The following is a 25,586-nucleotide window of genomic DNA, read 5'->3' on the forward strand; positions in this document are numbered from 1 at the left end:
ATGACGGAACCTAAAATGCCTGCAATAGAAGAAGCGAAAACCTCAACCCTCAAAAAACCTGCCATTGATTTCAGACAGATCGCATTTGACAACATTGTTACTATCATCTTCGTTGTCATTTGCTTTTTTGGGCTCCTGCTGGCCAAACAACCTGCTGCCTTTGTCATGAATGAGTTGGTGCTTCGTATATCGAGAAACTCATTTTTAGTCCTCTCTCTGATCATTCCTGTTTTAGCTGGCATGGGCCTCAACTTTGGTATTGTCATTGGAGCTATGGCCGGTCAAATCGCGCTCATAGCGGTCACCCACTGGAAAATCACCGGTCTGCCGGGATTTCTGCTGGCCGCCCTGATCAGCGTGCCTTTTGCCCTCCTCTTTGGCTGGATGACTGGAAAGATTCTAAACAAAACAAAGGGTCAGGAAATGATTACCTCCATGATTCTTGGCTTCTTTGCCATGGGCTTGTATCAATTCCTGTTCCTGTTTCTCATTGGCACATTGATCCCTATGGACAATCCTGTTCTTGTCCTTTCCAGCGGTGTGGGCATCAAGAACACCATTGACCTTAAAGATGGCGTCTTATACGCTCTGGACGGTATCTACAAGACGCGTTTCTTCCCTGCCCTTGCAGGCTTCTCCGCAATTGCGGCCATTTATAGTGTATACAAGGTCTTCAAAGTGCGAAACGACGTCATTGAGCGGGTAAAGCTGCCAAAATATTTGATGTATACCGTTATGTCAATTTTAGGGATCGTTTTGTCTGTCTCTGTTTTGAATTCCAAGAGTCTCACCGCCATGATCAAGTTCCCGGTTGCGACTATTGGTACGATCCTTTTGCTTTGTGCCTTTAACTTGTTCATCATCCGAACCAAGCTCGGTCAGGATTTCAGGACAGTCGGACAAGATATGCACGTTGCAAAGGTGTCCGGGATCAACGTCGACCGCGTCAGAATTATCTCCATTATGATTTCAACTGTCCTTGCCGCCTGGGGACAGCTGATCTTTCTCCAGAATCTTGGGACTCTCAATACCTACGGCTCCCACGAACAGGTTGGCATGTTTGCAGTCGCTTCTATATTGATTGGCGGTGCATCGGTCAATAAAGCGACCATCGGCCAGGCAATTCTTGGTACAACGCTGTTTCACCTGATGTTTATCATTTCACCGTTCGCGGGTAAAAACCTGTTTGGAAACGCTCAAATTGGTGAATACTTCAGAGTTTTCGTCGCCTACGGTGTTATTGGGCTGTCCCTGGGGCTCCACGCCTGGAAAACTCAGGTCCAGGCAAAGCGAAAGCAGCTGGGTGAAGAATAGTCCATAATCCTCCAAACCTATTAGAAAGACCTCTCACGGACTATATAAAAAGGTTCAATGATGACAGCACCTTTGCTGTTTCATTGAACCTTTTTTATTCATATGCTTTATTTTCACGGATCCCAATAAATCATACTTTCTCAGCAGCTTGTTCAGCGGCCTTGCCTTGAGCTTTGCCATGATGCCTCGCGTATCTTCCGCGAATCGCGAAGATAACGAGATTGAGTACCAAAAGTACCGGAATAATCCATAAAATCGCACGCACACCATATGCCACCGAGACCCAGGCGCCAAACATAGGCGACATGACCATCCCAATACTGCCAAGCAGCCCCTGGAAACCAAAGAGCGTCCCCCGCCGGTCCGCTGGCGTCAGCTCCGCCGTCATGGCCATGGCAATAGGCTCAATCCCACCAAGTGTAAAGAACATAACACCGTAAAACAGGGTGAAGGACAGGATCCCCGTTGTTCTGAGCACCAGCAGGGAAAGCCCCAGGGTGACAAACGCCAGCAGAAACATAAGGCGGCGTTTATCATAACGGTCTGCTATCCTGCTGATAATGATTGCTGCCATAGCTGTTGAAAAACCTGCAAAACCATTGATGTATCCCGTCCACTGCGTCGCGCTCTTTCCTGCGGGAATGACCTCAGCCACATAAATTGGAATATACGGTGTAAACACCGTCCTGGTGACCCTATTGATCAACAGCACTATGAGCAGCATAAGTATGGCGGGTGTAAAAATTTTGTACCAGGGGACATCATTTTTTTGCTTCTCCAGTTTTTGACCATAGCTTTTCGGATCCTCAATGATTATGAAATAGACCATTAAAAATGCTGCGAGCATCAGTCCCGCACCCACGAAAAAGCTGACGCGGTAACCAAACCATTCTGCGACCATACCACCTATAATTGGTCCAATAGCATATCCCAAAAAGGTGGACGAAGACAGGAAGCCTATAGCGTAGGACAGATTCTTCGAAGGTGTATTGCTGGCCACAAAGGCAAGGGCTGCGGTTACCGTACCGGTAAAGATGCCCTGCAGCCCCCTGAGCACAACAATTTGCCACATCTCGGTGACTAAGCCCAGCAACCCAATAATTAAAACGCCGCCCGCCATGGCTCTCAGCAGCATAAGCTTTCTGCCGTAACGATCCGAGACCACACCCCAGATGGGCGACATCACTGCCATGGTCAGTGCTGGCAGTGCATTCAGCACACCGGTATACCATTTCACCATTTCCGGGCTCATAGGAGAAATTTCTTGAATGTAAAAAGGCAAAAATGGCATCCCCAGTCCAAAGCTCGTCAAAGACAATACCTGGGTCAGCCACAAAGCATAAAGATTTATTTTCCAGCGTTCCATTTTATCACCACTTGTCTGTCTGCCTGTCGAGTTGTCATTTTCTAAAAAAAGTAGTTGTAAGTCACCGCGATCAGCATTGTTAATACCATGCCCGCTGCGATCAGCACAAAGCTTTTGACTGCATTCACGAAAGTCTCTTTTTTATCCGGGCGTGCGCTAAATTCCCTCGTTAGTTTGTATACCGGCAGCCCGGTAGCTATGCCAATCACTGCGAAAATAGGCAGCCAGCCAAGTGCGGTCCCTATGACGATCACCCCGTAAGCTGCCGAGAACAGGACTTGATAAAGCACAGTCCCTTGCTTTTGTCCAATATACGCCACCAATGTATATCTGCGGTTCACCAGATCGTCTTCCAAGTCGCAAATGTTGTTGGCCAGCATGATATTGGCGATCCCCACCGCGAAAGGGACGCTGACGAACACGAGTTTCAACAGCAGACCTGCATCAATACCCAAGGTCATCCATTCCAGCTGCCATCCTACCGCAACCAATGTCCCTACAGGATACTGGATATAAAACGCCAGGAATGGAATCAAAATTCCCATAAATCCACCGGAAAAAATTTCTCCCAAAGGCGTCCTGGAAATGGGCACCGGTCCATAAGAATATAAGATACCAACCCCAGCGGACACGACACCTACCAGCAGCACGATCCAATCTGTCAGCCATACCAGAACCAGGCCAAAAATCAACCCCAATCCCAGCAAGGTTATAATCACAATCTTGACACGGTCAATTTCAACTTGATCTTTGACAATGGCGTTGTGCTCTTCATAGCCATACCCTTCTCTTCGAATGGCACGTTTATAATCCATGTAATTGTTGACTGCGGTTGTCGCCATATCAATACAAATCAGTGACAAGAGCATGACCAGCGCGGGAAGCCAGCGAAATGACCCCCGGGTCCAAACCCCGTACAGCGTCCCAAAGAAAAATGGGAAAACACTGGCGACCTTTGTCTGAATTTCTACTAATTTAAAAAAACTGCTGACTTTCAACGCGCCTTCACTCCATTTCATCTTCGATTGACGGAATTTCTATTGTAACCGTCGTTCCAACACCAAGGGCGCTGTCAAACATCAACCTGCCGCCGAGCTCTGTTATAATTTGGTGAGAGACAGGTATGCCCATACCTGAGCCATTCTCTTTCGTTGTAAAATACGGCTCAAGAATCTGTTCAAGCTCTTCTTCTGTCATACCTGCGCCGTGGTCTTGAATTTGAAGCAATATTAAATTGCGCTCTTTTTTCGAAGTAACCTCAATTTGTCCCCCGGCAGGCATGGCTTCCACAGCATTCAACAAAACATTGACCAGTACCTGACGCAGTCCATTGATATTGAAATACACGACTTCGTCTTCTATTTCAAGCATAAGCTGAATACGGCGGGCCGTCATCTCCACTCTGAAGAATCGCCCCACATCCTCAACCAGCGGCCGAAGCTTAAACCTCTCTTTTTTTAAGGCTGACGGCTTAGCGTACTTCAGCAGATTATCCACTAAACCCATCATTCTGTCAATTTCTGCTGGCAGCACCGACATAGCCAGTTTCACAAAATTTGGGTCATCCAAACGTTGATCCAGCATCTGGATGTAGCCTTGGATAGAGCTCAAAGGATTTTTCAGCTCATGAATCACTCCCACGGACATCCGGTTCATTTTTTCAATCTTGTTCTGCTGCCTCAAAAGGCCGCTCATTGATTTCTCTTTAGTCTGATCCTGAATGAGAATGTATGCCGCAGGCAGCTCCGGATCACGCTCAGCTGGCACATTGACACTCACCAGCAAGGATTTTGCACCGGCAGCTGTCTTAATTTGCATACTCATCTCTTTGTTGGGCCCAGGCTGCTGAATTTGAAAGATCAGCCATTCCAACTGGGCTTCAGTGAAACAATTCAACTCTCTGATATCTTTAAGGCCTTGTGTTTCTAAACCCGTCAATGACTTCACAGAATAATTCCTGATCAGGATCTCTCCGCTCTGGCTGAGACCCAGTATACCCACGGGAAACAAATCCAAAAACTGATAAAAATGATTTTTGAATATGCCGCGTTTCGCTTCAATATCATTTAACTTCGCCACAGTTGTCAGATATTTACGGATCATCATAAACGCCGCGATCGCTATGACACCTATGAGGATGCCCAGAAGAAACGTCTGAGAGGGCTCAAGCATCAATGACGCACCTAAATTAACCTGCGGTTTAATCCCACTGCTGTACCCCATACGCTTCCTCCTAATAAGATCTCAATAACATTATAAGGCATTAAAAGACTTATGACAGCAAAGTTTCAATATTTTTTACAGAATCATAAAAAAAGCAAAAAAAACTCTTTTCAAAAGTCCTATTTTCGAATATACTGTAGTAGTGCCGCGCGAGGGTGGCGGAATTGGCAGACGCGTAAGATTCAGGCTCTTATGGGCGCTAAGCCTGTGTGGGTTCGACTCCCATCTCTCGCACCACTGAAAGACGATCTTCTTTTGAAGGTCGTCTTTTCTCATTTTATAAAACACTGGTGGACTTTGTTTGCAGCCACTGCGCGAGCATTCAAACCCCGGCACTCTTGAATCTTATCTCTGCCGATGGTAAACTTTCCATACGCCATCACAAAAGGAGGCACCTGCCCTCATGGCAATTATATTAAAAAACGATTGGCAAAGCGTCCTGTCTGAAGAGTTTACAAAACCTTATTATCTGACACTGCGTCAATTCTTGATTCAGGAATACAAAACGCATCAGGTTTTTCCACCCATGCATGACATTTTTAACGCCCTGCACTATACGCCACTGGAAAGTGTCAAAGTATTGCTGCTCGGCCAGGACCCTTACCATGATCTCAACCAAGCCCACGGGCTCAGCTTTTCCGTCCTGCCAGGACAAAAGATCCCGCCTTCTCTTCAAAATATTTTCAAAGAGCTCCAGGACGACTTAGGTTGTACTATCCCCAATCATGGTTACCTGAAAAAATGGGCTGATCAGGGCGTATTGCTGCTCAATACTGTCTTGACGGTACGGGCCCATCAGCCCTATTCACATCAGGGAAAAGGCTGGGAAAACTTTACGGATGCCGTCATTAGGGTAATCAACGATCAAGACAGGCCGCTGGTTATCTTTTTGTGGGGTAAGCCTGCTCAGACTAAGAAAAAGCTTTTGACAAACCCGGCGCATCTGATTTTGGAAGCCCCTCATCCGAGTCCCCTGTCAGCCTACCGGGGTTTTTTAGGAAGCAAGCCCTTCAGTCAAGCAAACAGGTATTTAATGGATCATGGTATCGAGCCAATCGACTGGGCCCTGGAAAGTTTATAACAAAATTACACCATAAAAATATTTTTATTCAGATGACGATACAACCTTTTCTCTTGATTGTTCTACAGGGTGAAATATGCTAAACTGTTGTCATCGGGGGTCATGAGGGATGACAAAGAAAAAAACAACCACCCAAAATATAGTGTCATTATCATTGCCAGCGATCATTGACATGAGCTTTGATACCCTGCTGGGAATGGCAGATACGCTGATGATCAGCTGGATGATTGGGAACGCGGCGCTTTCCGCTTCTGGCTTCGTCAACCAGATCATCTTTACCCTGATTTTTGTTTTCACCGCTTTCAACACCGGCGGCACAGCGCTGATCTCACGTAGCTTTGGTGAAGGCAACTATACCCGTCTGAACAAAACCGTAAGCGAAGTCGTCTTTCTGAATCTGCTCTTGGGGCTTCTGATTACAGCAGCCTGTTATATATTTAAGGATCAGATTTTCTCAATCTTTGAAACTTCTGAAGAAGTTCAGTTGTACATAGGACGTTATTTTAAATGGATAGGTCTCAGCATTCTTCCCATGTTCCTGTCCTTTTCGTTTGCCGCCAGCCTTCGAGGCTCAGGCAACACCAGCACCCCCATGAAAATCACGCTGATCGCGAACTTATTCAACATTGCCGGCAACTACATTCTCATCAAAGGCCTCTTCTTCTTCAGTCCTTTGGGCATTGAAGGCGCAGCTATAGCCACGCTCGCTGCCCGTTGGCTGACGGTGGCCATGTACGCCGCAATTTTACTGGATTTGAGGAAAAAAGTCCATCTGCATCTTAAGGACATGCTGCCAACTAAAGCCATCTTTGCACCGCTTTTCAGGATCAGTTTTCCAGGGGCCGTTGAACAGGCGCTGATTCAAGGGAGTTTTATCGCGGTCAACGTCATTATCAGCACACTGGACACAACTTCTGAAGCCGCTTACAGAATTCTGATCAACCTCGAATCCATATCTTATATGCCGGCTGTCGGCATCTCAATAGCCGCAGCGACTTTGACGGGAAAAGCCCTTGGGGAAAATGATCCCGAAGCTGCTTATTTAACCGGAAAGCAGTCAACTTTTCTCGGTCTCTCCTGGGGTGTTTTCATGGCTGCCATGTTCCTGCTCTTTCTCAATTTATGGCCAAGGCTTTTCACCAGTGATCAGGGTGTCATCAATGCCATCATCCCCGTCCTTGTCCTAAGCGCTTTCCTTCAACCTTTTCTCAACGCTATGCTGGTCATGTCCGGCGTGCTGAGGGGCTCTGGCAACACAAGAATCGTTATGCAGCTTTCCTTTTTGAGGGTATGGCTGTTCAACGTTCCACTTGCTTTTATCCTCATCCGGCTGCTTGGCTTTGACCTCAAGGGCGCTTGGTATGCAGAGCTCATCTCCTATGCCCTGTTTTGCATTGTAATGTTTGCGAAGCTCATGCAAAGAAAATGGACTGAAATCAAGATCTGATACTCCCAAAATTCCAAACTGTAAATTCAATAACAGATAAACGTGAAAAAGGCAGCCTTCTGAGTATTAATTTAACTCTGAAGGCTGCCTTTAAATGTTCATTAGATTATTAAGTTCACACCAATGCCTTAACAGCCTCTATGGCTTTATCATAATCCGGGTGTTGACTTGCAGCAGGAACATATTCCACATAACGGACCACTCTCTCTTTGTCTATGACGACAACTCCTCTGGCGAGAAGCCTAACATTTTCTATAACAAATCCGTAGGCATTGCCAAAAGATAAATTCCTGTGATCTGACACAACCTCAATCCTGTCAATGCCATTAGCGCCGCAAAAGCGCTTTTGCGCAAATGGCAAATCGCAGCTGATGGTCACAATGGCGACGTCTTCTGATAAGTTGCTGACTTCTTCGTTGAATCTGATGGCTTGAAACTCACAAACACCTGTATCAAGTGACGGTGTGGAACTAATCAAGACGACCTTGCCCTCAGTTTCTTTAAAGAATTCATACTCTGTTAAATCTCTTTTAAGCGCTGTGAAATCGCTGGCTGCTTGACCGACTTCAACAGGTTTGCCTGCCAATTTTTCGTCTTTTCCTGCAAAATTGAATACCATTGAGTTTCCTCCTATGCTGTTCTTATAGTCAATTCGTACCTTCATTATTTTCCCAATTTGTTTGCAATTAAACAAGAAAGGGTAAAAAGTTAGTATTGATGTGATGGGTCGAAGATATATTACACCGTGAAACACAGCTATGCCAATACACGACGAGGTGATAAAATGCGAATCAACATTTTGATTGGTGGCTCGGCAGGTCATGGGATAAATACGATTGACCAATTTCTGACGCGGCTTCTTACAAAAAAAGGGTTTCACTTTCATTCCTACAAGGATTATATGTCCAGAATTCGCGGTGGCACGAATTTCACACAAGTAACCTTGTCAGACCTTCCTGTGAAGTGTCATGATGACGCGCTCGACGTCATTGTTGCGCTCACGAGCGAAATTATTCAGACTTATTATCCGCAGCTAAACGAAAAAGGATTGATCATCTGCGACGCGGAGGTTGTCCTCCCTGAGTCCTGCACGCATCAAGTGACGCGCCTCAACTTTAAAGAAATTCTTAAGCAAACTGGAAATCCAAAGGGTTATTCCATGGTGGCGCTGGGGGCAATTGTGAAAGCCATAGGCCTCGAGGAAAGTACGCTGAACCATCTGGTAGACAAGCGCTGGAGTGAAGAGATCATAGATGCCAACACCAAAACAGCCAGACTGGCTTACGAGGCAACCCACAGCGTCCTTAGCTCTGTACCTAAAACGAACGAGGATCATCTCGTCATGTCGGGTAATCAAGCAGTGGCACTGGGGGCCCTTGCAGCAGGCGTAGGCTTTTATTCCGCTTATCCTATGGCGCCATCAACCGGCGTCATGAGCTATCTCACGCAGTATGAAACCCGGTATCCTCTGGTTGTCGAGCAGGCTGAGGATGAAATTTCCGCGATCAACAGCGTCATTGGGGCAGCCTCAAACGGCCTCCGTAGCATGACCTCCACAAGCGGCGGCGGCTTCGCGCTAATGGTGGAAGGACTGGGTTTTGCGGCGGTCGCAGAGGTTCCTGTTGTCATGCTCGATGTCCAGAGGCCAGGTCCCGCCACCGGGATGGCCACCCGAACAGAACAAAGCGATCTCAACTTTGTGCTGAACGCCTCTCAAGGAGAATTTCCACGGATCATCCTCAGCTTCAACTCTATAGAAGATGCTTTCTACAAAACCTTCCGCGCCTTTAACCTGGCGGATAAATATCGCGTTCCCGTGATCTTGCTTTCGGATCAATATTTGGCGGATTCCACCTCTACTGTCAGAGAGCCTGATCTCAAGTCCCTGAAAATCGAAAGCTACCTTTTAAAGGAAGCAAGCGAGGATTACAGGCATCACGACTTGGGAGCCTTGGTTCAACAGCGGGCTGTACCTGGCATGACAGGTCAAGTCGTCATGAATGACAGTCACGAGCACGACGAGCACGGCAGCGTCACCGAAAGTGCCAGCAACCGAGTTGCCATGAATGACAGACGCATGGCAAAGCTCAAAGAGATTGCCAAAGAAATGGAAGAACCCCGCGTGGTCGGGAACCCTGAAGCAAAGGACATCTTTGTATGCTGGGGTGCTACGGCGGGGGTTGTCGAGACGGCTGTTGAAGCGCTGACCGAGCAGGGTAAGCCAATAGGTGCACTTATTTTTGGCGACCTGTACCCGCTTCCTGTCGTTAAGCTGACCAGACTGATTGAGCGCGGCGCCCGCCTCATCAACGTCGAGGGCAACCACCAAGGCCAGTTGAGGCAATTGATCGCCAGAGAGCTTACCCATCCAATTCACCATTCTATCCTGAAGTATGACGGAAGACAATTCAGCCCTGGTTATATCCTGAAGGCTTACGAGGAGATGATTCAAAAGTGAAGACTTCCCAATTTGACAACAACAAAGAAAACACCTGGTGTCCAGGCTGCGGAAACTTTGGGATCCTCAGCAGCATGAAAGCGGCTTTTGAAGATCTGGGCCTTACACCGGAAGACCTTTTGATCGTCTCTGGCATAGGCCAAGCTGCCAAGCTTCCCCATTATATTCACGCAAATGGCTTTAATGGCCTTCACGGACGGGCACTTCCTGCTGCCTTTGGCGCGCATGTGGCCAACGCGAAATTAAAAATGATTGTAAATACCGGAGACGGCGACGCTCTCGCTGAGGGCGGAAATCACTTCATTCACGCCATCCGCAGAAATTTTGACATTACGCATCTGATCCATGACAATCAGGTTTATGGTTTAACCAAAGGCCAAGCTTCCCCAACGACGCCAACCGGCCAAAAGACGACACTTCAAATTGAAGGGGTCCGGATTGATCCTCTTAATCCTGTAACGCTCGCGATTTCTCTGGGCTGTTCCTTCGTTGCAAGGGCAAGTGCCGGCGACCAGGCTTTCCTGAAGGAAATCCTCAAGGCGGCCATGAACCATCGGGGCTATGCACTGGTGGACATCCTCCAGCCGTGTGTGACTTTCAACAAAGTCAATACCTATCAATGGTTCAAAGACAGAGTTTATGCTGTTCCCGAATCTTATGATCCTTATGACAAAGTCGCGGCTTTCGCGGAATCCCTGAAATGGGGAGATGACGGCATTCCTGTGGGCATACTCTTCAAGGAGGACAAGCCCTCCTATTACGACCGTCTCGACCACATCAAGACAGATCACCTGGCGTCTGTCGAACGTAAGCCAACAGATATTCAGCCTCTTCTGAACCAGTTGAAATTTTAAATTCTGGTCAGGTGTTGAAGCCTAAAATCTGCACTACGCCCAAGCAAACACAAAAGACGGCCAAGCTCAAATCAGAGCCTTGCCGTCTTTTGATTTTTTGATCAGAAGGAACGCCTTCGCTATTGCAATCCCCTGAAGCTGAGACGCAGATTTTCGTGGGCAACCAGAGCCGCCGCCCCTAAGGCTGGCGTGTATCGATACATCCCACCCTCGCCTATGTAAACCCTGTTCAAGTTTCTATGGGCACTAAGCTTATTCAAGGATTTATTGATTTCGCGGTTCATAATGCTGTTTGCGTTGTACATACCCGTGATCAACACCACTTCAGGATTAATGGCATTTATGACATAAGAAAGCACCGTGCCAATATAGCCGCCTGTTTCACGGATGACTGACAAACTCAGCCTGTCTCCCAGTACGGCATAATCATAGATCTGTTTCGCTGTAACCGCTGTCAGATCCCCTTTTAAGTCCTCCACCAGGCTTGAAGTATTTCCCTCTTTAAGCTTAATCAAGAACCGCTCTTCTATACCAAGGGTCGATGCCACTGCATTGAAGCAGCCTGTTTTTCCGCATTTGCATTTAATAGCCCGGTTGCTCACCCGCACATGGGCAATATTTCCAGCCCCTTGATTAAAACCTTTGACAATACCATCTTGATAGTAATAAGCAGATGTAATCTGCTCCCCAATGTCCAGCACAAAGAAGCTGAACGCATCCTTAGCCTTGCCATAGAGCTTCTCACTTATGGCCGTTGCACTTGACTTCATCTCTATGATCACCGAGCTGCAGCCCAGCCCTCGGATTCGGTCCAGCCATTCCTGCTTTCTGATCAGCACGTTGCTGCCCATGAGAAAGCTATCCTGCCCATAGGGCTCTGCCTCCACGGCAATTCCGACACCCAGGCAAAGCCGTTCTGAAAACGACTTCATCATGCCCTGAACGATTCGACAGACGTTGTCCAGTATTCTGCTGCCAGATCTGTCGCCAAACAGAGAGAGGTCATCTTCTTCAATTACAGTGCCGCTGAGCGTCATGCCACATGAGGAAATCCCATATTTAGAAACAAAAATGCCTATCATAAAATGGCGCTGTTCATCAAGTGTCAAGACCGTAGGTCTTCGACCACCAGTTGACTCCCCTATCCCTTTCTCGTTGATCAGTCCATCTGCTATCAAAGCTTCAGAAAAATTCGACACCGTCGCAGGCGACAACCCGGAATATCTCGCGATTTCAGATTTGGAAATTTCTCCGAATTTCTGTATGATTTGAAGAATCGTGAGTCGATTCACCCATTTTATCTGGTCTTGGGTAAGTGGTAAAATGATCTCCAAGTTATCCCCTACTTTCTTTAGCGCTTAAAATAAGTTGTTAATAAGAGAGTAACATAATGGGATTGAACCTTCAACAGTTTCCTGCAAAGAGGCTTGGCAACTTGTTCCTATAGACATCCCGGACTTTCAATTCAAGACGGAGATTCTGGGGCTCCAGCCCAAGCATACGAAAAAAGCTGGCGCGCTTAGCACCAGCTTTATTGGATCAATTTTGCCACCGTTTTATTCTACTTCCTTATACTGTACGTCTTCAGCAGCACTGTATTCCGTTCGGTCCACGCCGGCCTCATGTGTTTCTTCTTCCGCGTATTCGGAATGGGGCCGCGCGTCATTACCGGCGCCATCATTCTCAAAGCCTCCAAAGGACCCAAATCCTGAACCTGACCCGCCTGGTGTTTGCTGCCACTGTGCCTGCGCTTGGTACATGGCCTTTTGAAGCTGGTGCCTTCTCCAGTAATGTCTTGCTATCAACAAGGTTAGAATGGCCAAACCAATAGGGGTTCCAAGCAAAAAGCTCCCAGCTGCGAAAATAATCCAGAACGTAAAGATGACAACAGCGATCAGGATCAAAAGTCCTGTTAAGCCTGAATATGATTGGTACATTTACTTCACTCCCTTGTTGCCATTTTAATATGTTGAGCGCCGCGATTCAATAAAAAAAGCATTAAATTTAAAGAAGACCGCATGACAAACATGCGATCTTCTTTAATAACTCTTAAGATTCAGTAGGTTGACTGGCTTTCTTCACCCAAAACAATTGCGACTGATGCGCTTGCGCCAATCCGGCTCGCGCCGGCTTCAATCATCTGAAGCGCGATCTCTCTGCTCCGTATGCCGCCAGATGCCTTGACACCCATGTCGCTGCCAACCTCACGCCTCATCAAGGCAATATCTTCTGCAGTCGCGCCACCCGTACTGAAGCCGGTGGAGGTTTTTACGAAGTGAGCGCCAGCAGCTTTGGAGAGTTTGCAAGCTTTGATCTTTTCCGCATCCGTTAAGAGGCATGTCTCGAGAATAACTTTGAGAATTGCTTTTCCTTGAAGGGCAGCAACAACACCTTCAATATCTTGTAGAACGACTTGGTCATCCCCATTTTTCAGAGCTGCCACGTTGATGACCATGTCGATTTCACCCGCGCCATCCTCAATAGCCTGCCGCGTTTCAGCAGCTTTGACAGACGTGACGCTGGCGCCCAAAGGGAAGCCTATGACAGAGCACACCCTGACACTCGAGCCTTTCAATGCTTCCGCGACAAGGGAAACGTAATAAGGATTGACACAGACTGACCAAAAACCATGGGTTTTTGCTTCTTCACAAACCTGTATAACTTGCTCGCGCGTCGCATCCGCCTTCAGAATTGTATGATCAATGTAACCTGCAAGGTTCACTAAAAAACCTCCTTAGATAACGGCGAGCTTATCCCCGTTTTTAATGCCTGCAGCATTGCCTTCATCAATGTCCAGGTGCATTTCGAGCGCATAATTCTGATGCACTCTGACGAGAACGTTGTCAAAAACCAATCCGCGCTTCCCTTCCACCTTAACGGATACAATGTCCTTATCCTTGAGGCTAAACTGCTCCGCTTCAGAGGTGTGCATATGGATATGGCGCGCTGCAGCTATGATACCTTTATCAATGACCACTTCGCCTTTAGGGCCAACCAGCTTAGCGCCAGGGCTGTTTTCGAGGTCGCCGGAGTCTCTGACCGGAGGCACAACGCCAAGAGCGAAGCCATCCGCAAGGGAAACCTCAATTTGGGTCTCATTTCTTGCAGGTCCCAGGACGCGCATTGTAAGAGCGCCTTTTGGCCCTACGACTTCAATTTTCTCGTCGCAAGCAAATTGGCCAGGCTGGGAAAGATCCTTGAAAACACAAAGCTCGTGGCCTTCTCCAAACAAAATGTCAATGTGTGCCTTGCTAAGATGCACATGGCGGTTAGACAAACCTACTGGAACATAACCTTTAACCATAAAAAAACAACCTCCTATTTTGTATACACTATACATTCATTATCCAAGATTGAAGGACGCTTGTCAAATGTGAATGTTGCGGTCGAAAGAATTTCATTTTGGGCTTTGGCAACAGCTTAAGGTACGGCTTAAATACGTTAAAGAACACTATACCAGCGCCGCTAAAATTCCTTCAGAAAAGCGTTCACCCGTTTCCCTCAGCCAGGAGTGCCGCTCCAGCTGTTCACTGACAGGCTGCGAATCCGTCCCTTCAATAAACAGGAAGTCATCAAAGGTTGACCGGATAGATTTGAAGAACAGCTCCGCAACAAGTCTGGCACCGTCACTTTCATTTTTCTTCTGAATTGCGCCAGCGGTCACCAGCAAAAGCCCCTTCTTTGACTTTTCTGCAGAACGTTCCTTCAGCATAAACTTACTGGTCCACTTCACCTGGAAACGGTCAATCATTGTTTTCGTCAAAGCGCTGACTGAATTAAAGTAGAACGGCGTCGCCAAAATGACGCCGTCCGCTTCATTAACCGCTTTCAAAATGAGGTCCATGTCGTCCCTGAAGACGCAGCGCCCTGACTCAGCACAGTGATAGCACCCTGTACATGGATGAATTTTCATTTTTCGAAGGTCAAAGCGCGTCACGTCGAACTTCTCTATCGAGATGCCAGACAACACCAAATCCAGTGCCTGGTCCGTATTCTTCTCTGGCCTGGGTCCGCCAAAGAGGATCACCAGCTTGGGCTTCACTTTGTGTAGACCTCCGCTTTTAGCGTCGCTACAAATGGCAAATTCCGGTATTTTTCAGCATAGTCAATCCCGTAGCCAACAATAAATTCGTCCGGTATGACAAAGCCCGTATAATCCACCGTCAGTTCGACCTTGCGGCGCTCAGGCTTATCCAGGAGCGAGATAATGGAAAGGCTTGCCGGCTTTCTGGCAGAGAAGTTGTCATAAAGATATTTTAATGTCAAGCCTGTGTCAATAATATCCTCGACTATCATAACATGCTTGCCTTCAATGCTGTAATCCAAATCCTTGACAATACGGACGACCCCGGAGCTTTCCGTCGAACTGCCGTAACTGCTGGCCGCGATAAAATCAATCTGAATGGGAACGCTTACAGCCCGCATCAAATCACTCATAAAGACATTCGCGCCTTTCAAGACACCAATCATTAAAAGCTCCTGACCTTTATACCGTTCAGATATTGCCTTGCCAAGCTCGCTGACACGCTGTTTCAGCGCCTCTTCACTGATTAAAACTTCTTTGATATCTTGATTCAAAGGATCACCTCATTTTTATAGTTAGACTCGTATTTTTATTATAACCTGATCCCTACCAAAGCGCCACCCTGTTGACCGGAAAATCCACAGTGCCAGGCTTTGAGCTGTCAACTCTATTCAAGGCGCCTCATTGACAGGCTTTTCTTCCACTGGTGTTGGCACCGCGTCGCGATGGGTCCATAAATAAACCATTGGGATAATGATCAGCGTCAAAAGTGTAGATACCATAAGCCCAGACATCAAAGCCACGGACATAGGCACAAAGAGCGCACTCCCCGAAAGCGCCAGGGGCACCAAGCCAATCACTGTCGTTATGGTCGTCAGCATAATGGGGCGAAAACGCTTTTCGACTGCATCTATGCATGAGATTTTCACGGATTTCCCTTCCGCCCGCTCTGTGTTGATAAAATCGATCAGCACTATAGCATTATTGACTACAATGCCAAGCAAGCTCACAATACCAAGCATAGCTACAAAGGAAAGGTCAAAACCCAGAAAATACAGGCCCAAAAACGAACCAATCGCAGAGAGCGGAATAGTCAATAAAATGAGCAGTGGCTGCGTAAAGGATCTGAACTGAAAAAGCAGCACGGAATAGACCAGCATTACAGCCAGCACCGCTGAGGAGCCAATGTTTCCAAAATTTTCTACAATCTTTTCGTTTTCTCCGTCAAATTTAAACTGTATCCCAGGATAATCCACAGGATCGATCAACGAGACAATTTCCCTTTGGATGTCCACAGCATTATAGCCTGGCGCAATATCCGTCATGACCACGGTGGCCAAATTTCCCTTATAGGACTTGATAACCGCATACTCACTGGCCAACGCGACATCTGCGACTGCGCCAAGCGGTATTTTCAGTTCTGAAGCGGAGGATTTTATACCAAAGCTTCTGAGCTCGTCTACACTGGAGATGTTGCTTTTAAGGCGGACGTCATAGTCCCCATCCTCGAGCCGTATCGTGGTGGCCGCCTGACCTCTGAGGGCCAGACTGATTTCACTCTGAAGATCATATTGTGTCAAACCTGAGCTGCCGGCGAGCACAAGATCTGGCCTGACGACATACTCAAAAACCCTGTTTTCGAAATCCGTGTCGGTCTTCTCAGTCCCTTCCACCTTGGAAATCAGCTGTTGTAAACGCTCTGAGGCTTCGCCCAGTTGGTCCAGATCATTGCCAAGGAGCCTGAGCTGCACCGGCGCACCAATGGGCTCTGCCTGTTCAAGAAGCTTCACGGACACTTGTCCACCCGTCAGCACCTGGTCGAGCTCATGCTGCAGCGCTGCCGCATAAGCTTCCAGATCCGCGCCGCTTTCCTTGGCCTCAAGGGCAGCCATATCTATCCTGAGCATCATTTGGGCTTTGTCGTTGGAGTTAGGTACAATGGGCAACGTATTGTAAAATTTGGGCAGGCCCCCGCCAACAGCAGTTGTCTCTGATAAAATCAGCGGGTCCTGGCTTAGCACTTTATGGACATCTTGTACCAACGCCTCGGTGATCTCTATTGAGCTCACGTTTTCAGACCGCAAATCAATGTAAATCCTGTCAGTGTCTGCATATGGGAAAAACTTGAGATTCAATGACAGTGCGGCATAGACCGTAAAGCCCAGCGTCGCGAGAACCAGCACCAGTGTCAGCGCCCTGAATCTGAATGCCGCAAGCAGTGCCCTTTCAAAAAATAGTCGGATGACGCCTTTGCCCCCGCTCTTTTTCCGGGACGGCCCCAGGAACATATAAGCCAGCGACGGGATGACCAAAATCGCAACCAAATAGGATACTGAGAGTGAAATCATAATGATGCTTGGCAGACTCGCAATGTATTCCCCGGCGATCGAAGGCAACAGCATAAAAGGCAAGAAGGCGCCGATAGTCGTGAGTGTCGACGTCAGGACAGGAACTGCAACCTCCCTCGCGCCGCTGATACAAGCTTCCTCCCGTTCCAATCCTTCATCCAGCCGTACCTGAATGGCGTCAATGATAACAATGGCATTGTCCACCAGCATACCGAGGGCGACAATCAAAGCCGCAATTGAGATCTGATGAAGCTCAATGCCAAAAAAACCCATGAAAATGAATGAGATCATGATTGAAGCAGGGATTGCGGTCGAAACGATCAACGCGTTCTTAAGACCCATGCCAAGCAGGACGACGATCAAGACGAAGGCAACGCCCTGCAGCAGGTTAACCATGAATGTATTTACAGATTGCCTGACGTTTTCCGGCTGATCCAGTACGCTTTCTATGACCAGATCCTCTGGCATACTTGCCTTGAAGCTGTCTATGACTGCATTAACTTCTTCACCTGCCAGTACGACATTTTTGTTTTTTTGAAAATACCCCGTCAGCAGAATCGCATTTTTACCGTCCTGTAAAATTTTATAGGCGGTGTCCGCATCCCGAAAAGACACCTCTGCTATTTCCCTTAAAAATACAGTCTGACCCGTTTGAGGCGACACGCCAACCACCAAGTTGCGGATCTCCTCCTGATTTTTTAAACGTCCAGAAGTTCTTAGGTTCACCTTAGCGCCTTGCGCCTCAATTTGCCCAGAAGGGATCTCCACATTTTGAGCCTGAAGAAGGCCATAAAGTTCTCTCATGGAAATCCCCAAATCGTTGAGCTTTCTGTAATCTGCTTCAACCACAATTTCCCGTTCTTGTTTTCCAAGAATTTCAAAACGCTTCACGCCTTGAATGCCTTTCAGCGCGTCTTTAAGTTGAATTGCCACATCATTAAGCTCGTTATAGCTGTAATTCTCTCCTGTTAGTGTGACCATCAGCCCTGCTGTTTCCACCAGGTCTGTATTCGTCTGGATCGCCTGGCATTCAGGCGGAAGCTCTGGCTGAAGATCATCCATTTTGTCCTCAAGGTCCTGCCACGCCGCGTCGACATCCGTTCCATAAACCAGTCTCAAAAATGTAACGGAAACGCTGTTGTAAGAATAGGTATAGGCGTAATCATAACCTTCTATTTCCTCAAGCGTGCTGACCACTTTTGTGGTCACTCTCTCTTCAACATCTGCTGGAGAGGCCCCTGGATAGATCACGGTGATCATAGCCACAGGCGCATTGATTTCCGGGTATTCTTGCCTTGGACTTTCGTAAAAGCTGAAGGCGCCCGTCATGATCAGCAGCATCAATATAAACAGCGTAATCTTTCTGTTCGTTATTGCCGCGTGAATCCATTGTCTCATGGCCGTCACCTCAAAGCGCTGATGATTTCAACATCATCCAGCGGTTTTACCAGTTTCATGCCTTTGACTATAACTCGGTCCCCGTCCTCAAGCCCCTCAACATATAGTTGATTGTCCTGAACGGTTATTATTTCGACGTTTTTCTTTACGGCTTTTCCCTCTTCCACAACATAGACAAAATCATTTTCTCCAGAGAGGACAATATCAATAGGCAGCTTGACAGCGCGAACCTCGCCCTGGAGAACATAGATCTCCACTGTCGATCCAATAAGATAGCTGCCTGCCGGCAGAGTCACTTCAACTTCATAAGTTTGAGTCACATCATCCGGCAGCTTGGAAATCTTGGTGATGGGCGCTGTGAAAACCGCCCCGTTATAAATGACTTCTACTTCCCGCTCAAAATCATCTTCTAAAATTTGTGCCGCAGACATGCCAAAAACCGCTGTCATGGCCTGGCCTTCAAGCATGAGTACCGGATAACCAGCGGAGATCACTTCTCCCGTTTCATAAAACACCTCAAAGACGATTCCGCTTCTTGGCGCATAAAGCTTAGTATCCCTTAAGTAAGTGCTATTCAGGCTGTAACCTGCCCGCGCAGCTTGAATTTGGGCTTCAGCCGCCTTTAAATCCGACCTGGTTACTGAAACCTGAAGCTCAGCGCCGTCGAGCTCAGCCTTTGAAATAGCGCCTGATTCATAGAGCGCCTTCATGTCCTCAAGCGTCTTCTCCAAATGTTCTAAAGATAGCCTTGCTTTTGCGGCACTCTCTTCAGCCGCTTTAATTTGAGCTGCACTGCCACTGACGCCGCTGCTCTGAGCCTGATTGTCAAGTCGTGCAAGCAATGCGCCCTTCTTAACGGAATCCCCCACCTTTACATTAATTTCAGCGATTTTTCCAGAAGACATAAAGCTCAGTGCTTCTGTTGAATCCGCGCTGATTCTTCCGCTGAACATCTGCTTCAGGTCATAGCTTTCATGCTTTATTTCAATGACTTCAACAGGCTGTTTGACTGGTCCTGTACTAGTAATTTCCAGTTGCGTGCAAGCGGTGCCCATCACTCCAATAAAGAGCATCAACACCGCAGTTAGAATTTTGGTCTTAGTCATGACTGCTTGCCTTCTTTCGTCTTTGAACCCTCCGCGACTGAAGTCACGGAGGTCCTGGTTATTTAATCAAATCTGGTCACGAGATCACGGAAATAAAAGTCAATAATTGTCCTAAGCTCGCTGACGAGAATTTCTTTTTCTGAGTTGTCCACTCTAAGCAGCAGGTCATTTATGGCCTCAACAAGGCCATTGGAAATCAATCGGCCAAGCGCTTTTAAATTTTGGACTGATTTGCGGCTTGCAAGTGGCACCATCACATATTTCTCCAGCACATCAAAAATCAATTTCGACACTTCGTTTATGGCATCTTCGTAATTTGTTCCCGCCGTGCCATTGAACAAAATGAGAATCTCACCATGATACTTTGATATAGCGTCAGAAATCTCACCGACAAATTTTTCCCTGATCACCTGGTAACGCTCAGGCGGAAGGGGGATTTCCTCATTGATCTGAATGGACTCAAGAAGTCCTTTTAAACTCAGGTACGCAGGACGGACGACTTCCTCAAACAAAGATTGCTTTGAACTGAAATAACGGTAAATATTTCCAACTGTAATTTCTGAATTCTCTGCAATAACTCTCATTGAAGCGTGGGCAAAGCCTTTTTCCAGAAATTCGGATTTTGCAGATGTGATGATTCGGTTTCTGACTTGGTCTTTTAAAACCTGCATATGATAAACTCCTGTTCATTTTTAGTTTAATTATACCCGCTAATTGACATTTCAACAACATTGCATCCATTTTAAACCAACATCAAAAGCTCTGCAGACCCAAAATAAAAAAGCCCCCCCTCTGTGTCTCAGCGTACGGCTGCGAGTCCATAAGGAATGAGGGTTAAGGGCTAAAGACTATTACAAGTGCCATATTTTTTCTTGTATTGGATGATCTTAGAGAAGTGTGCTGACACGTCTGCCTACCGGATTACAAAAATAGTATTTCGAGTTCTGACAAACGGAGCACATCATTCCCCTTGAGCTTATACAGCGTCTGTGATTCCAATCGCTGATCATTTAAGTAAGTTCCGTTTAAAGAATCCAAGTCCTTAAGAAAATAGCCCTGATCAATTCGGTGTACCTCTGCATGAAGCCTGCCTATGGTAATATCATAGTCAATGACGACGTCGCAAACTACTTTATTCCTTCCAACTCGCGTGACAGGTTTTGTCAGCTCAAACACCCTGCAGGGCTGCTGATTTTGTAAAATGAGCTGCCCTTTGGGCTGTTCCTGGTTTGACAGCAGCGTCGTACCAACAAATTCAGGCCTGAAGGATGAGACCTCGAGCCTTTGGACCTCAGGCTTTTCATGCTTGATCTCTTCTGTTCTGAATTGGTCCGCGATAACCGCTTCGGCGCCATTCTTTCTGAACTTGCCCAACATTTTAACAAAAGAACGGCCGAGCTTCAGCTTTTCTGCTGATGGGAGCGACAACCCCGCAACTGGCTTGACAAAGCCGTCCTTTTCAATAATGGTCTTTTGTTCTGATAAAAAATCAATGCTGCGTTGTCCTTCAACAACAACTTCTTCAGTTGGGACTCTTCTTTCATAGTCAGCAGCAAACCATTGCTTAATCCATTTCAAGTAGGCTTCCCGCCGTTCATAACGTCCTCCCGCCTCAGCAATGAAGGTTAGATACGCCTCCCGGCCCTCAGGCTTTAAACTCATGGCTGACATAACCTCAAGTTCGCGAAGCATCTTGATCCACTGCTGCTCGAAACTCGATGCCGTATGACGTAGAGGCAGATAGATCAGTTCGACCCTTTTTTTTGTCGTATGATAGCAAATGCGGGAGGGCTCGAGACAAAACTGCTCCAGTCTCAGACAATGATTGGAGGCTTGTTCCAGCAGCTCCGCAAGGGCTTCAATTAAAGCCAGCAGGTCATGATAATCTGACGCGAATCGCCTCAGCCACTGATCCAATGTCATATGGCTGCGAAGCGCAAAGATCAGCTGCGTTTCCTCGTCCCGTTCCCTTAGCAATGGAATTATGTACGGTCGCTCTGGATGACGGTTCAGCACATTCATTTCATATAAATTCAGCGTTTGGTAAGCGGTCTCAAATCTGAACAGACGTGACTGTCCATCGTTTACAAGCTCAGGCATCATATCATGATTCCAGCTGTCAGCAACCTGGTCTGAATTGTGATATTTTCCGTATCAATGTTGTCAAGAATTCCAGTCATAATTTCTGTAATTTGAGTTCGGAAGAGCAAAGCCAGACCTATCAGCACAACGACAAGAACGACCAGCTCTACCGTTCCGAGCCCCCGGCAGTTTTTCAGCGCGTCAGATGATCTTGAATAGAGTCTTTTCATGTTTATAACCCTCCCATAAAAATTGGACTGATCAGCAGAACCATCAAAATGCCAAATTGAAAAAAAGCTGGCATCATCAACCATAGCTGACCAGTCACCAGTTGTGTGGCTTCAGACTGCTGAGCGTCCGCTCTGAACGCCTCCATCCAGTCATGAAGCATTTTTACCACGTCTTCTTCTGATTTTCTTTCGCCATAAAGGCAGCTTCTCGCCCAGTTTTTTGTCCCTTGATGCTCTAAAACCATCAGCGGCATGACCGCCGCCTCATAATCCCCACCTTGAATCAGGCGGAGCCTTGTCTGACGCCAGGCGGGAAAAGACATAAGGGTCTCCGCTTCATTTTCCATAGCGATCAGCAAAGCTTTTCTTAAACTGTGCCCACCTTGTATGAGTAAACCATAACGATAAGTCATCCCATAAATCGCTTGATTGAGTATGGCACCTCTGACATTGCGGCGCTCCTCCAGTCCTTTCAAGACAACGAAAGGCACGAGAAGCATACCCGCCAGCATGAAAAGGAATGTCGTGAAAAATGATAACACCAACACTTGACGCAGGCCAGTGATCATGACGCAAAAGGACACCCAGATCAGAAAACCCTCCTTTATAATTTTGACGGGCGCCATATCAAGGCCATAACTACGGTATGTATTTTCCAACATTTTATACTTTAATACTGTTTTTCTAAGACCATTTATTGCAAATCGTTTTAAAATCCCATCAACCCCTTAGACTTGAGCTGATTCAGCCGTGTTCGGTCAAACAGAAATACTCCGGCTTCAAGAGAAGCCGCTGCAATCAAGACAAGCCCTCTTCCCCTTGTCGTCGTATAAAGTGCGCTTAAATAATCCGGATAGGTGATATTGAGAATCAACAAAATCAGCAGCGGCATTTTGGAAGTCAGCCTGAATTCCATTACCTTTTCAGTCATTTGACTCGTCATCTGCCGCTTATGGCGTATCTGACCTCCAATCCAATCTGATGAACGCTTTAAAACGTCAGGCATGCTATATCCGTAAGTTTCCGCGTATTGTATGTGTGAAGCGAGATCCGCCGCCTCATCCAGTCCAAATTTCATAGCCATCCTTTCGAGACCTGTGGCACAAGGGGTGCCCAGCGACATCAATTGACGAAGACGCCGCAGCTCTATTTCCAGAGCTGAACATGGAGAAGAAAATTCATTCACCGTTTGATCAAAAGCACCGTGCAGTGACTTTCCTGTAGAAGCCGTGGCAGCAAGGGCAGATAAAAATTTCGCAAAATCTGATAAAAATGTCTCCCTTGTTTTCACAGCGATCATTTGAGCCTGTAAACTGAGTGCTGGCAGTTTAACCACAAGAACTGGCAACAGGAAACCGGGATGCGCAAAATAGATCCAGGTAGAAATCATACTATCCATGATCCAAAAACCCCAAAGCCTAAGGCGTATCCCTGTTGGCGCAGTGCTGTACCATACAGGTTTGATCCACTTGAAGCGCTTAACCATGCAGCCGCACCTGATCAAACGCCTGCATATTCTCAATGACAAATCCCTCCGAGACAATAGTCTCAAACACCACCGCACCTTGAACAAAACCTTTTATTCTGATCACCTCTTGAATTTTTCTTGAGCCATCCGCATCTTTTTTCAAATGTATGACCCAGTGCACACCGGAGCCAATTTGACGTCGAATCCCTTCTGATGAGCTGCGTCCAGCCATCATTGCCATTGCTTCAATTCGGTCCAGCATATCTGCTGCTGAATTCGAATGCCCTGTGGACATGGACCCGTCGTGTCCTGTATTTAGCGCCTGCAGCATATCCAGTGCTTCTGACCCTCGTATCTCACCAACAATCATTCGATCAGGCCGCATTCTCAAGGCTGTACGGATCAAATCAGACATGGTAATCTCCAGCCCGTCTCCAGTATTTGGCGGGCGCGTTTCAAGTCTGACCAGATTTTCAATTTCACTTAAATTCAGCTCAGCGCTGTCTTCAATTGAAATCACTCTTTCCACTGCGGGAATACAGCGGCTCAAACAGTTGAGCAGCGTAGTCTTGCCGGAACTCGTTCCACCACTGATAATCAGATTTTGACGGCAAAAGACAGCGCCCTTCAAAAATCCAAAAAGCTGATCATCCATCATACCACTGTCGCGGAGTGCTTCAAGCGACAATAGGTCTTTTCTGAACTTACGGATTGTCAAATAAGGTCCGTCCAGTGCAATGGGAGGCATGACCACATTCAGCCTTGCGCCATCTTTAAGCCTCGCATCTACAATAGGGTCCCTAAAATTGACGCGGCGATCCACCTCTGAGACCATTTTTTGAATTAACTGTCTGAGCCTTTCACCTGACACACGGTATTCAGCCTGATTAATGACATTTCTTGTCTCAACAAATATTTTGTCTGGCCCGTTGACCATGATTTCTGTAACTTCGGGGTCTTTCAAATAGGGCTCGAGAAAATCATAGCCCTCAATCCGCCTCAGCCAAATTTTTGACAGACTGATTTTTTCTATGGTGCTCAGCGTGGACAATGCTTTGTTCCCTTTTATCCAAGCTTCAATATTCTGCCTAACCCCTGTTTCAACACCCGCTTCATCACTGAGACGGTCAGCAAGGTCACTGCACAGCCTTTCGAAAAGTGCTTCTTCATTTTCCAGAACTGCCAAGCTTACAGTTTCCCCCCTGTCGCAGCAAAACGCACATAGTCGTCAATGGATTCGAATCTGCCATCCAGTGTGCCTTTTCTTATAAAATCGTCCGAGTCATAAGAACCTCTTCGCGAAATCAAATAGCCTGCAGTCCCGGATTGCTGAGACTTAATGAACGACATCCATTTTTCAGCCAGTTCAAAGTCTTTGGGATGCTCACAGATCCAGCACAAACTTTTAATTTGTGGCATGAGCTTAAACAGCAGCGTCCCCCATTCTGCGCCACACCAGAACCAAATAGGATGGACTGCGCGCTGTACAGCACTCGCAAGCTTTTCTTTCCATTCAGGCATAGTCGTCACTATAAGGTCCTGCGGATTATAAGCCAAAGCATAGCACCTACCCTCCTTCAACGCACTTTTGGCGTCCTGCCAAAGCCAATCAGAGAGCTCGCCATCAGCCTGGAACGTCAAACCCGTCAAAGAGGTCACATCTACTATACTTGCCAAAGGCATGTGAAGCCTCAACTGAGATTTTAGTGACGCAAAGCTATGTCCCTGCTGATGATATGCCGCGAATGAAAACAGGCAGTTAAGACCACGATCTTCACTAAAAAGTCCTTCCACGGAGAGCATGCTCCAAACCAGCTGATTCATTTTATCAATGGGATCATAAATACAAAATGCATTAGTGTCTGAGCAGTACTGTTCTGTCAGCACTATAACCTTTGTACTTTCGTTCAGCCGAGTAGCTTCGAGAACAGAACGCGGCGCTGCGGCAATCCCCGAAAAACTTTCTGCCAGAACTGAATTTCGCCAAAGTACTTCATCAGAAAACAGCCTCAGCCTAAAGGTAATCAAATCATAGGATAGAGAGGCAAGTTCCAGAGCTGCCAAATATTCAGAATTAGGATAATAGAGACTAACGGACAAAGACTTCCCACCTCCTTTTTCCTTATATTACCATATGCGCGTAGAAAATCAACCATATTTTTACATTATTTGAATTAAATAAAAGAG

Annotated in this window: 24 protein-coding genes and 1 tRNA gene; 6 read left to right on the forward strand and 19 right to left on the reverse strand. The window is 46.9% G+C overall.

The features are described from left to right. On the forward strand, positions 1-1,314 hold the full coding sequence (locus BLP63_RS02690; protein ID WP_242870763.1) for an ABC transporter permease subunit: 1,314 nt from the start codon (positions 1-3) through the stop codon (positions 1,312-1,314). A 130-nt stretch (positions 1,315-1,444) separates the two neighbouring features. Here BLP63_RS02690 and BLP63_RS02695 read toward each other — a convergent pair whose 3' ends face one another. The 3 genes from BLP63_RS02695 to BLP63_RS02705 are packed head-to-tail and all read right to left on the reverse strand — an operon-like array spanning position 1,445 to position 4,903. Further along, positions 1,445-2,680: an MFS transporter gene (locus tag BLP63_RS02695; protein ID WP_092589344.1), complete on the reverse strand. Its 1,236-nt coding sequence runs from the start codon at positions 2,678-2,680 to the stop codon at positions 1,445-1,447. A 41-nt stretch (positions 2,681-2,721) separates the two neighbouring features. Further along, a complete protein-coding gene (locus BLP63_RS02700; RefSeq protein WP_170829245.1) occupies positions 2,722-3,678 on the reverse strand; it encodes a 1,4-dihydroxy-2-naphthoate polyprenyltransferase in 957 nt (318 codons plus the stop codon). Positions 3,679-3,685: 7 nt separating this feature from the next. Beyond that, complete coding sequence (locus tag BLP63_RS02705) at positions 3,686-4,903, reverse strand: two-component system sensor histidine kinase NtrB (protein WP_092589346.1); 1,218 nt, start codon at positions 4,901-4,903, stop codon at positions 3,686-3,688. Between the two features lie 149 nt (positions 4,904-5,052). On the opposite strand from BLP63_RS02705, the gene BLP63_RS02710 reads away from it, so the two are divergent. The 3 genes from BLP63_RS02710 to BLP63_RS02720 all read left to right on the forward strand — a co-directional run bounded on the left by BLP63_RS02710 (position 5,053) and on the right by BLP63_RS02720 (position 7,431). Beyond that, positions 5,053-5,140, forward strand: a tRNA-Leu gene (locus BLP63_RS02710). Between the two features lie 166 nt (positions 5,141-5,306). After that, positions 5,307-5,984 carry a uracil-DNA glycosylase gene (locus tag BLP63_RS02715; protein WP_092589347.1) on the forward strand — a complete coding sequence of 226 codons (678 nt, stop codon included), beginning with the start codon at positions 5,307-5,309 and terminating at the stop codon, positions 5,982-5,984. A 109-nt stretch (positions 5,985-6,093) separates the two neighbouring features. Then, positions 6,094-7,431, forward strand: a complete 1,338-nt coding sequence (locus tag BLP63_RS02720; protein WP_092589348.1) for an MATE family efflux transporter — start codon at positions 6,094-6,096, stop codon at positions 7,429-7,431. Positions 7,432-7,546: 115 nt separating this feature from the next. Here the strand turns inward: BLP63_RS02720 and tpx are convergent, their stop codons facing one another. After that, positions 7,547-8,050, reverse strand: coding sequence for a thiol peroxidase (tpx, locus tag BLP63_RS02725; RefSeq protein WP_242870764.1), 504 nt, complete (start codon positions 8,048-8,050; stop codon positions 7,547-7,549). Positions 8,051-8,215: 165 nt separating this feature from the next. On the opposite strand from tpx, the gene BLP63_RS02730 reads away from it, so the two are divergent. Together BLP63_RS02730 and BLP63_RS02735 are read left to right on the forward strand one after the other, a co-directional pair. Then, on the forward strand, positions 8,216-9,889 hold the full coding sequence (locus tag BLP63_RS02730) for a 2-oxoacid:acceptor oxidoreductase subunit alpha (protein ID WP_092589350.1): 1,674 nt from the start codon (positions 8,216-8,218) through the stop codon (positions 9,887-9,889). Further along, positions 9,886-10,743, forward strand: coding sequence for a thiamine pyrophosphate-dependent enzyme (locus BLP63_RS02735; RefSeq protein WP_242870765.1), 858 nt, complete (start codon positions 9,886-9,888; stop codon positions 10,741-10,743). Before BLP63_RS02730 ends, BLP63_RS02735 begins: the two co-directional genes overlap by 4 nt. A gap of 119 nt (positions 10,744-10,862) precedes the next feature. On the opposite strand, the gene BLP63_RS02740 is transcribed toward BLP63_RS02735, so the two are convergent. The 15 genes from BLP63_RS02740 to BLP63_RS02810 all read right to left on the reverse strand — a co-directional run bounded on the left by BLP63_RS02740 (position 10,863) and on the right by BLP63_RS02810 (position 25,499). Beyond that, positions 10,863-12,035 (reverse strand): ROK family transcriptional regulator, encoded by a 1,173-nt coding sequence (locus tag BLP63_RS02740; protein WP_170829246.1) that lies wholly within the window; start codon positions 12,033-12,035, stop codon positions 10,863-10,865. 264 nt (positions 12,036-12,299) lie between these two features. After that, positions 12,300-12,680, reverse strand: a complete 381-nt coding sequence (locus BLP63_RS02745; protein ID WP_092589352.1) for a hypothetical protein — start codon at positions 12,678-12,680, stop codon at positions 12,300-12,302. Between the two features lie 119 nt (positions 12,681-12,799). After that, positions 12,800-13,465, reverse strand: coding sequence for a deoxyribose-phosphate aldolase (gene deoC / locus BLP63_RS02750; RefSeq protein ID WP_092589353.1), 666 nt, complete (start codon positions 13,463-13,465; stop codon positions 12,800-12,802). A 12-nt stretch (positions 13,466-13,477) separates the two neighbouring features. Continuing rightward, positions 13,478-14,047, reverse strand: a complete 570-nt coding sequence (gene pduL, locus BLP63_RS02755) for a phosphate propanoyltransferase (RefSeq protein WP_092589354.1) — start codon at positions 14,045-14,047, stop codon at positions 13,478-13,480. 147 nt (positions 14,048-14,194) lie between these two features. After that, complete coding sequence (locus tag BLP63_RS02760; RefSeq protein WP_170829247.1) at positions 14,195-14,785, reverse strand: flavodoxin family protein; 591 nt, start codon at positions 14,783-14,785, stop codon at positions 14,195-14,197. Then, on the reverse strand, positions 14,782-15,321 hold the full coding sequence (gene hpt / locus BLP63_RS02765) for a hypoxanthine phosphoribosyltransferase (protein ID WP_092589356.1): 540 nt from the start codon (positions 15,319-15,321) through the stop codon (positions 14,782-14,784). Before hpt ends, BLP63_RS02760 begins: the two co-directional genes overlap by 4 nt. Positions 15,322-15,438: 117 nt before the next feature. After that, entirely contained in the window at positions 15,439-18,513 is a 3,075-nt protein-coding gene (locus tag BLP63_RS02770) for an efflux RND transporter permease subunit (RefSeq protein WP_092589357.1), read from the reverse strand. 5 nt (positions 18,514-18,518) lie between these two features. Beyond that, the gene (locus tag BLP63_RS02775) at positions 18,519-19,619 is read right to left on the reverse strand and encodes an efflux RND transporter periplasmic adaptor subunit (protein ID WP_092589358.1); all 1,101 of its coding nucleotides are present in this window, start codon (positions 19,617-19,619) and stop codon (positions 18,519-18,521) included. A gap of 62 nt (positions 19,620-19,681) precedes the next feature. After that, positions 19,682-20,290, reverse strand: a complete 609-nt coding sequence (locus BLP63_RS02780) for a TetR/AcrR family transcriptional regulator (protein WP_092589359.1) — start codon at positions 20,288-20,290, stop codon at positions 19,682-19,684. Positions 20,291-20,540: 250 nt separating this feature from the next. Next, entirely contained in the window at positions 20,541-21,722 is a 1,182-nt protein-coding gene (locus BLP63_RS02785; RefSeq protein ID WP_092589360.1) for an FHA domain-containing protein, read from the reverse strand. Next, a complete protein-coding gene (locus tag BLP63_RS02790) occupies positions 21,719-21,931 on the reverse strand; it encodes a Flp1 family type IVb pilin (protein ID WP_139159757.1) in 213 nt (70 codons plus the stop codon). Before BLP63_RS02790 ends, BLP63_RS02785 begins: the two co-directional genes overlap by 4 nt. A gap of 2 nt (positions 21,932-21,933) precedes the next feature. Continuing rightward, positions 21,934-22,515 carry a hypothetical protein gene (locus BLP63_RS02795; RefSeq protein WP_139159758.1) on the reverse strand — a complete coding sequence of 194 codons (582 nt, stop codon included), beginning with the start codon at positions 22,513-22,515 and terminating at the stop codon, positions 21,934-21,936. 125 nt (positions 22,516-22,640) lie between these two features. Beyond that, a complete protein-coding gene (locus BLP63_RS02800) occupies positions 22,641-23,330 on the reverse strand; it encodes a type II secretion system F family protein (RefSeq protein ID WP_170829248.1) in 690 nt (229 codons plus the stop codon). A 79-nt stretch (positions 23,331-23,409) separates the two neighbouring features. Further along, positions 23,410-24,585 carry a CpaF family protein gene (locus BLP63_RS02805; protein WP_092589364.1) on the reverse strand — a complete coding sequence of 392 codons (1,176 nt, stop codon included), beginning with the start codon at positions 24,583-24,585 and terminating at the stop codon, positions 23,410-23,412. A 2-nt stretch (positions 24,586-24,587) separates the two neighbouring features. Next, positions 24,588-25,499 (reverse strand): hypothetical protein, encoded by a 912-nt coding sequence (locus tag BLP63_RS02810; protein WP_092589365.1) that lies wholly within the window; start codon positions 25,497-25,499, stop codon positions 24,588-24,590. Positions 25,500-25,586: the final 87 nt, after the last annotated feature.

Source organism: Acidaminobacter hydrogenoformans DSM 2784, assembly GCF_900103005.1.
Classification (GTDB): domain Bacteria; phylum Bacillota; class Clostridia; order Peptostreptococcales; family Acidaminobacteraceae; genus Acidaminobacter; species Acidaminobacter hydrogenoformans.

Excerpts from the sequence above, each read along its gene's own strand:
- BLP63_RS02690 (WP_242870763.1), top strand. The coding sequence starts at position 1 with ATGACGGAACCTAAAATGCCTGCAATAGAAGAAGCGAAAACCTCAACC.
- BLP63_RS02695 (WP_092589344.1), bottom strand. The coding sequence starts at position 2,680 with ATGGAACGCTGGAAAATAAATCTTTATGCTTTGTGGCTGACCCAGGTA.
- BLP63_RS02705 (WP_092589346.1), bottom strand. The coding sequence starts at position 4,903 with ATGGGGTACAGCAGTGGGATTAAACCGCAGGTTAATTTAGGTGCGTCA.
- BLP63_RS02715 (WP_092589347.1), top strand. The coding sequence starts at position 5,307 with ATGGCAATTATATTAAAAAACGATTGGCAAAGCGTCCTGTCTGAAGAG.
- BLP63_RS02720 (WP_092589348.1), top strand. The coding sequence starts at position 6,094 with ATGACAAAGAAAAAAACAACCACCCAAAATATAGTGTCATTATCATTG.
- tpx (WP_242870764.1), bottom strand. The coding sequence starts at position 8,050 with ATGGTATTCAATTTTGCAGGAAAAGACGAAAAATTGGCAGGCAAACCT.
- BLP63_RS02730 (WP_092589350.1), top strand. The coding sequence starts at position 8,216 with ATGCGAATCAACATTTTGATTGGTGGCTCGGCAGGTCATGGGATAAAT.
- BLP63_RS02745 (WP_092589352.1), bottom strand. The coding sequence starts at position 12,680 with ATGTACCAATCATATTCAGGCTTAACAGGACTTTTGATCCTGATCGCT.
- pduL (WP_092589354.1), bottom strand. The coding sequence starts at position 14,047 with ATGGTTAAAGGTTATGTTCCAGTAGGTTTGTCTAACCGCCATGTGCAT.
- BLP63_RS02770 (WP_092589357.1), bottom strand. The coding sequence starts at position 18,513 with ATGAGACAATGGATTCACGCGGCAATAACGAACAGAAAGATTACGCTG.
- BLP63_RS02775 (WP_092589358.1), bottom strand. The coding sequence starts at position 19,619 with ATGACTAAGACCAAAATTCTAACTGCGGTGTTGATGCTCTTTATTGGA.
- BLP63_RS02780 (WP_092589359.1), bottom strand. The coding sequence starts at position 20,290 with ATGCAGGTTTTAAAAGACCAAGTCAGAAACCGAATCATCACATCTGCA.
- BLP63_RS02785 (WP_092589360.1), bottom strand. The coding sequence starts at position 21,722 with ATGATGCCTGAGCTTGTAAACGATGGACAGTCACGTCTGTTCAGATTT.
- BLP63_RS02790 (WP_139159757.1), bottom strand. The coding sequence starts at position 21,931 with ATGAAAAGACTCTATTCAAGATCATCTGACGCGCTGAAAAACTGCCGG.
- BLP63_RS02800 (WP_170829248.1), bottom strand. The coding sequence starts at position 23,330 with ATGGATAGTATGATTTCTACCTGGATCTATTTTGCGCATCCCGGTTTC.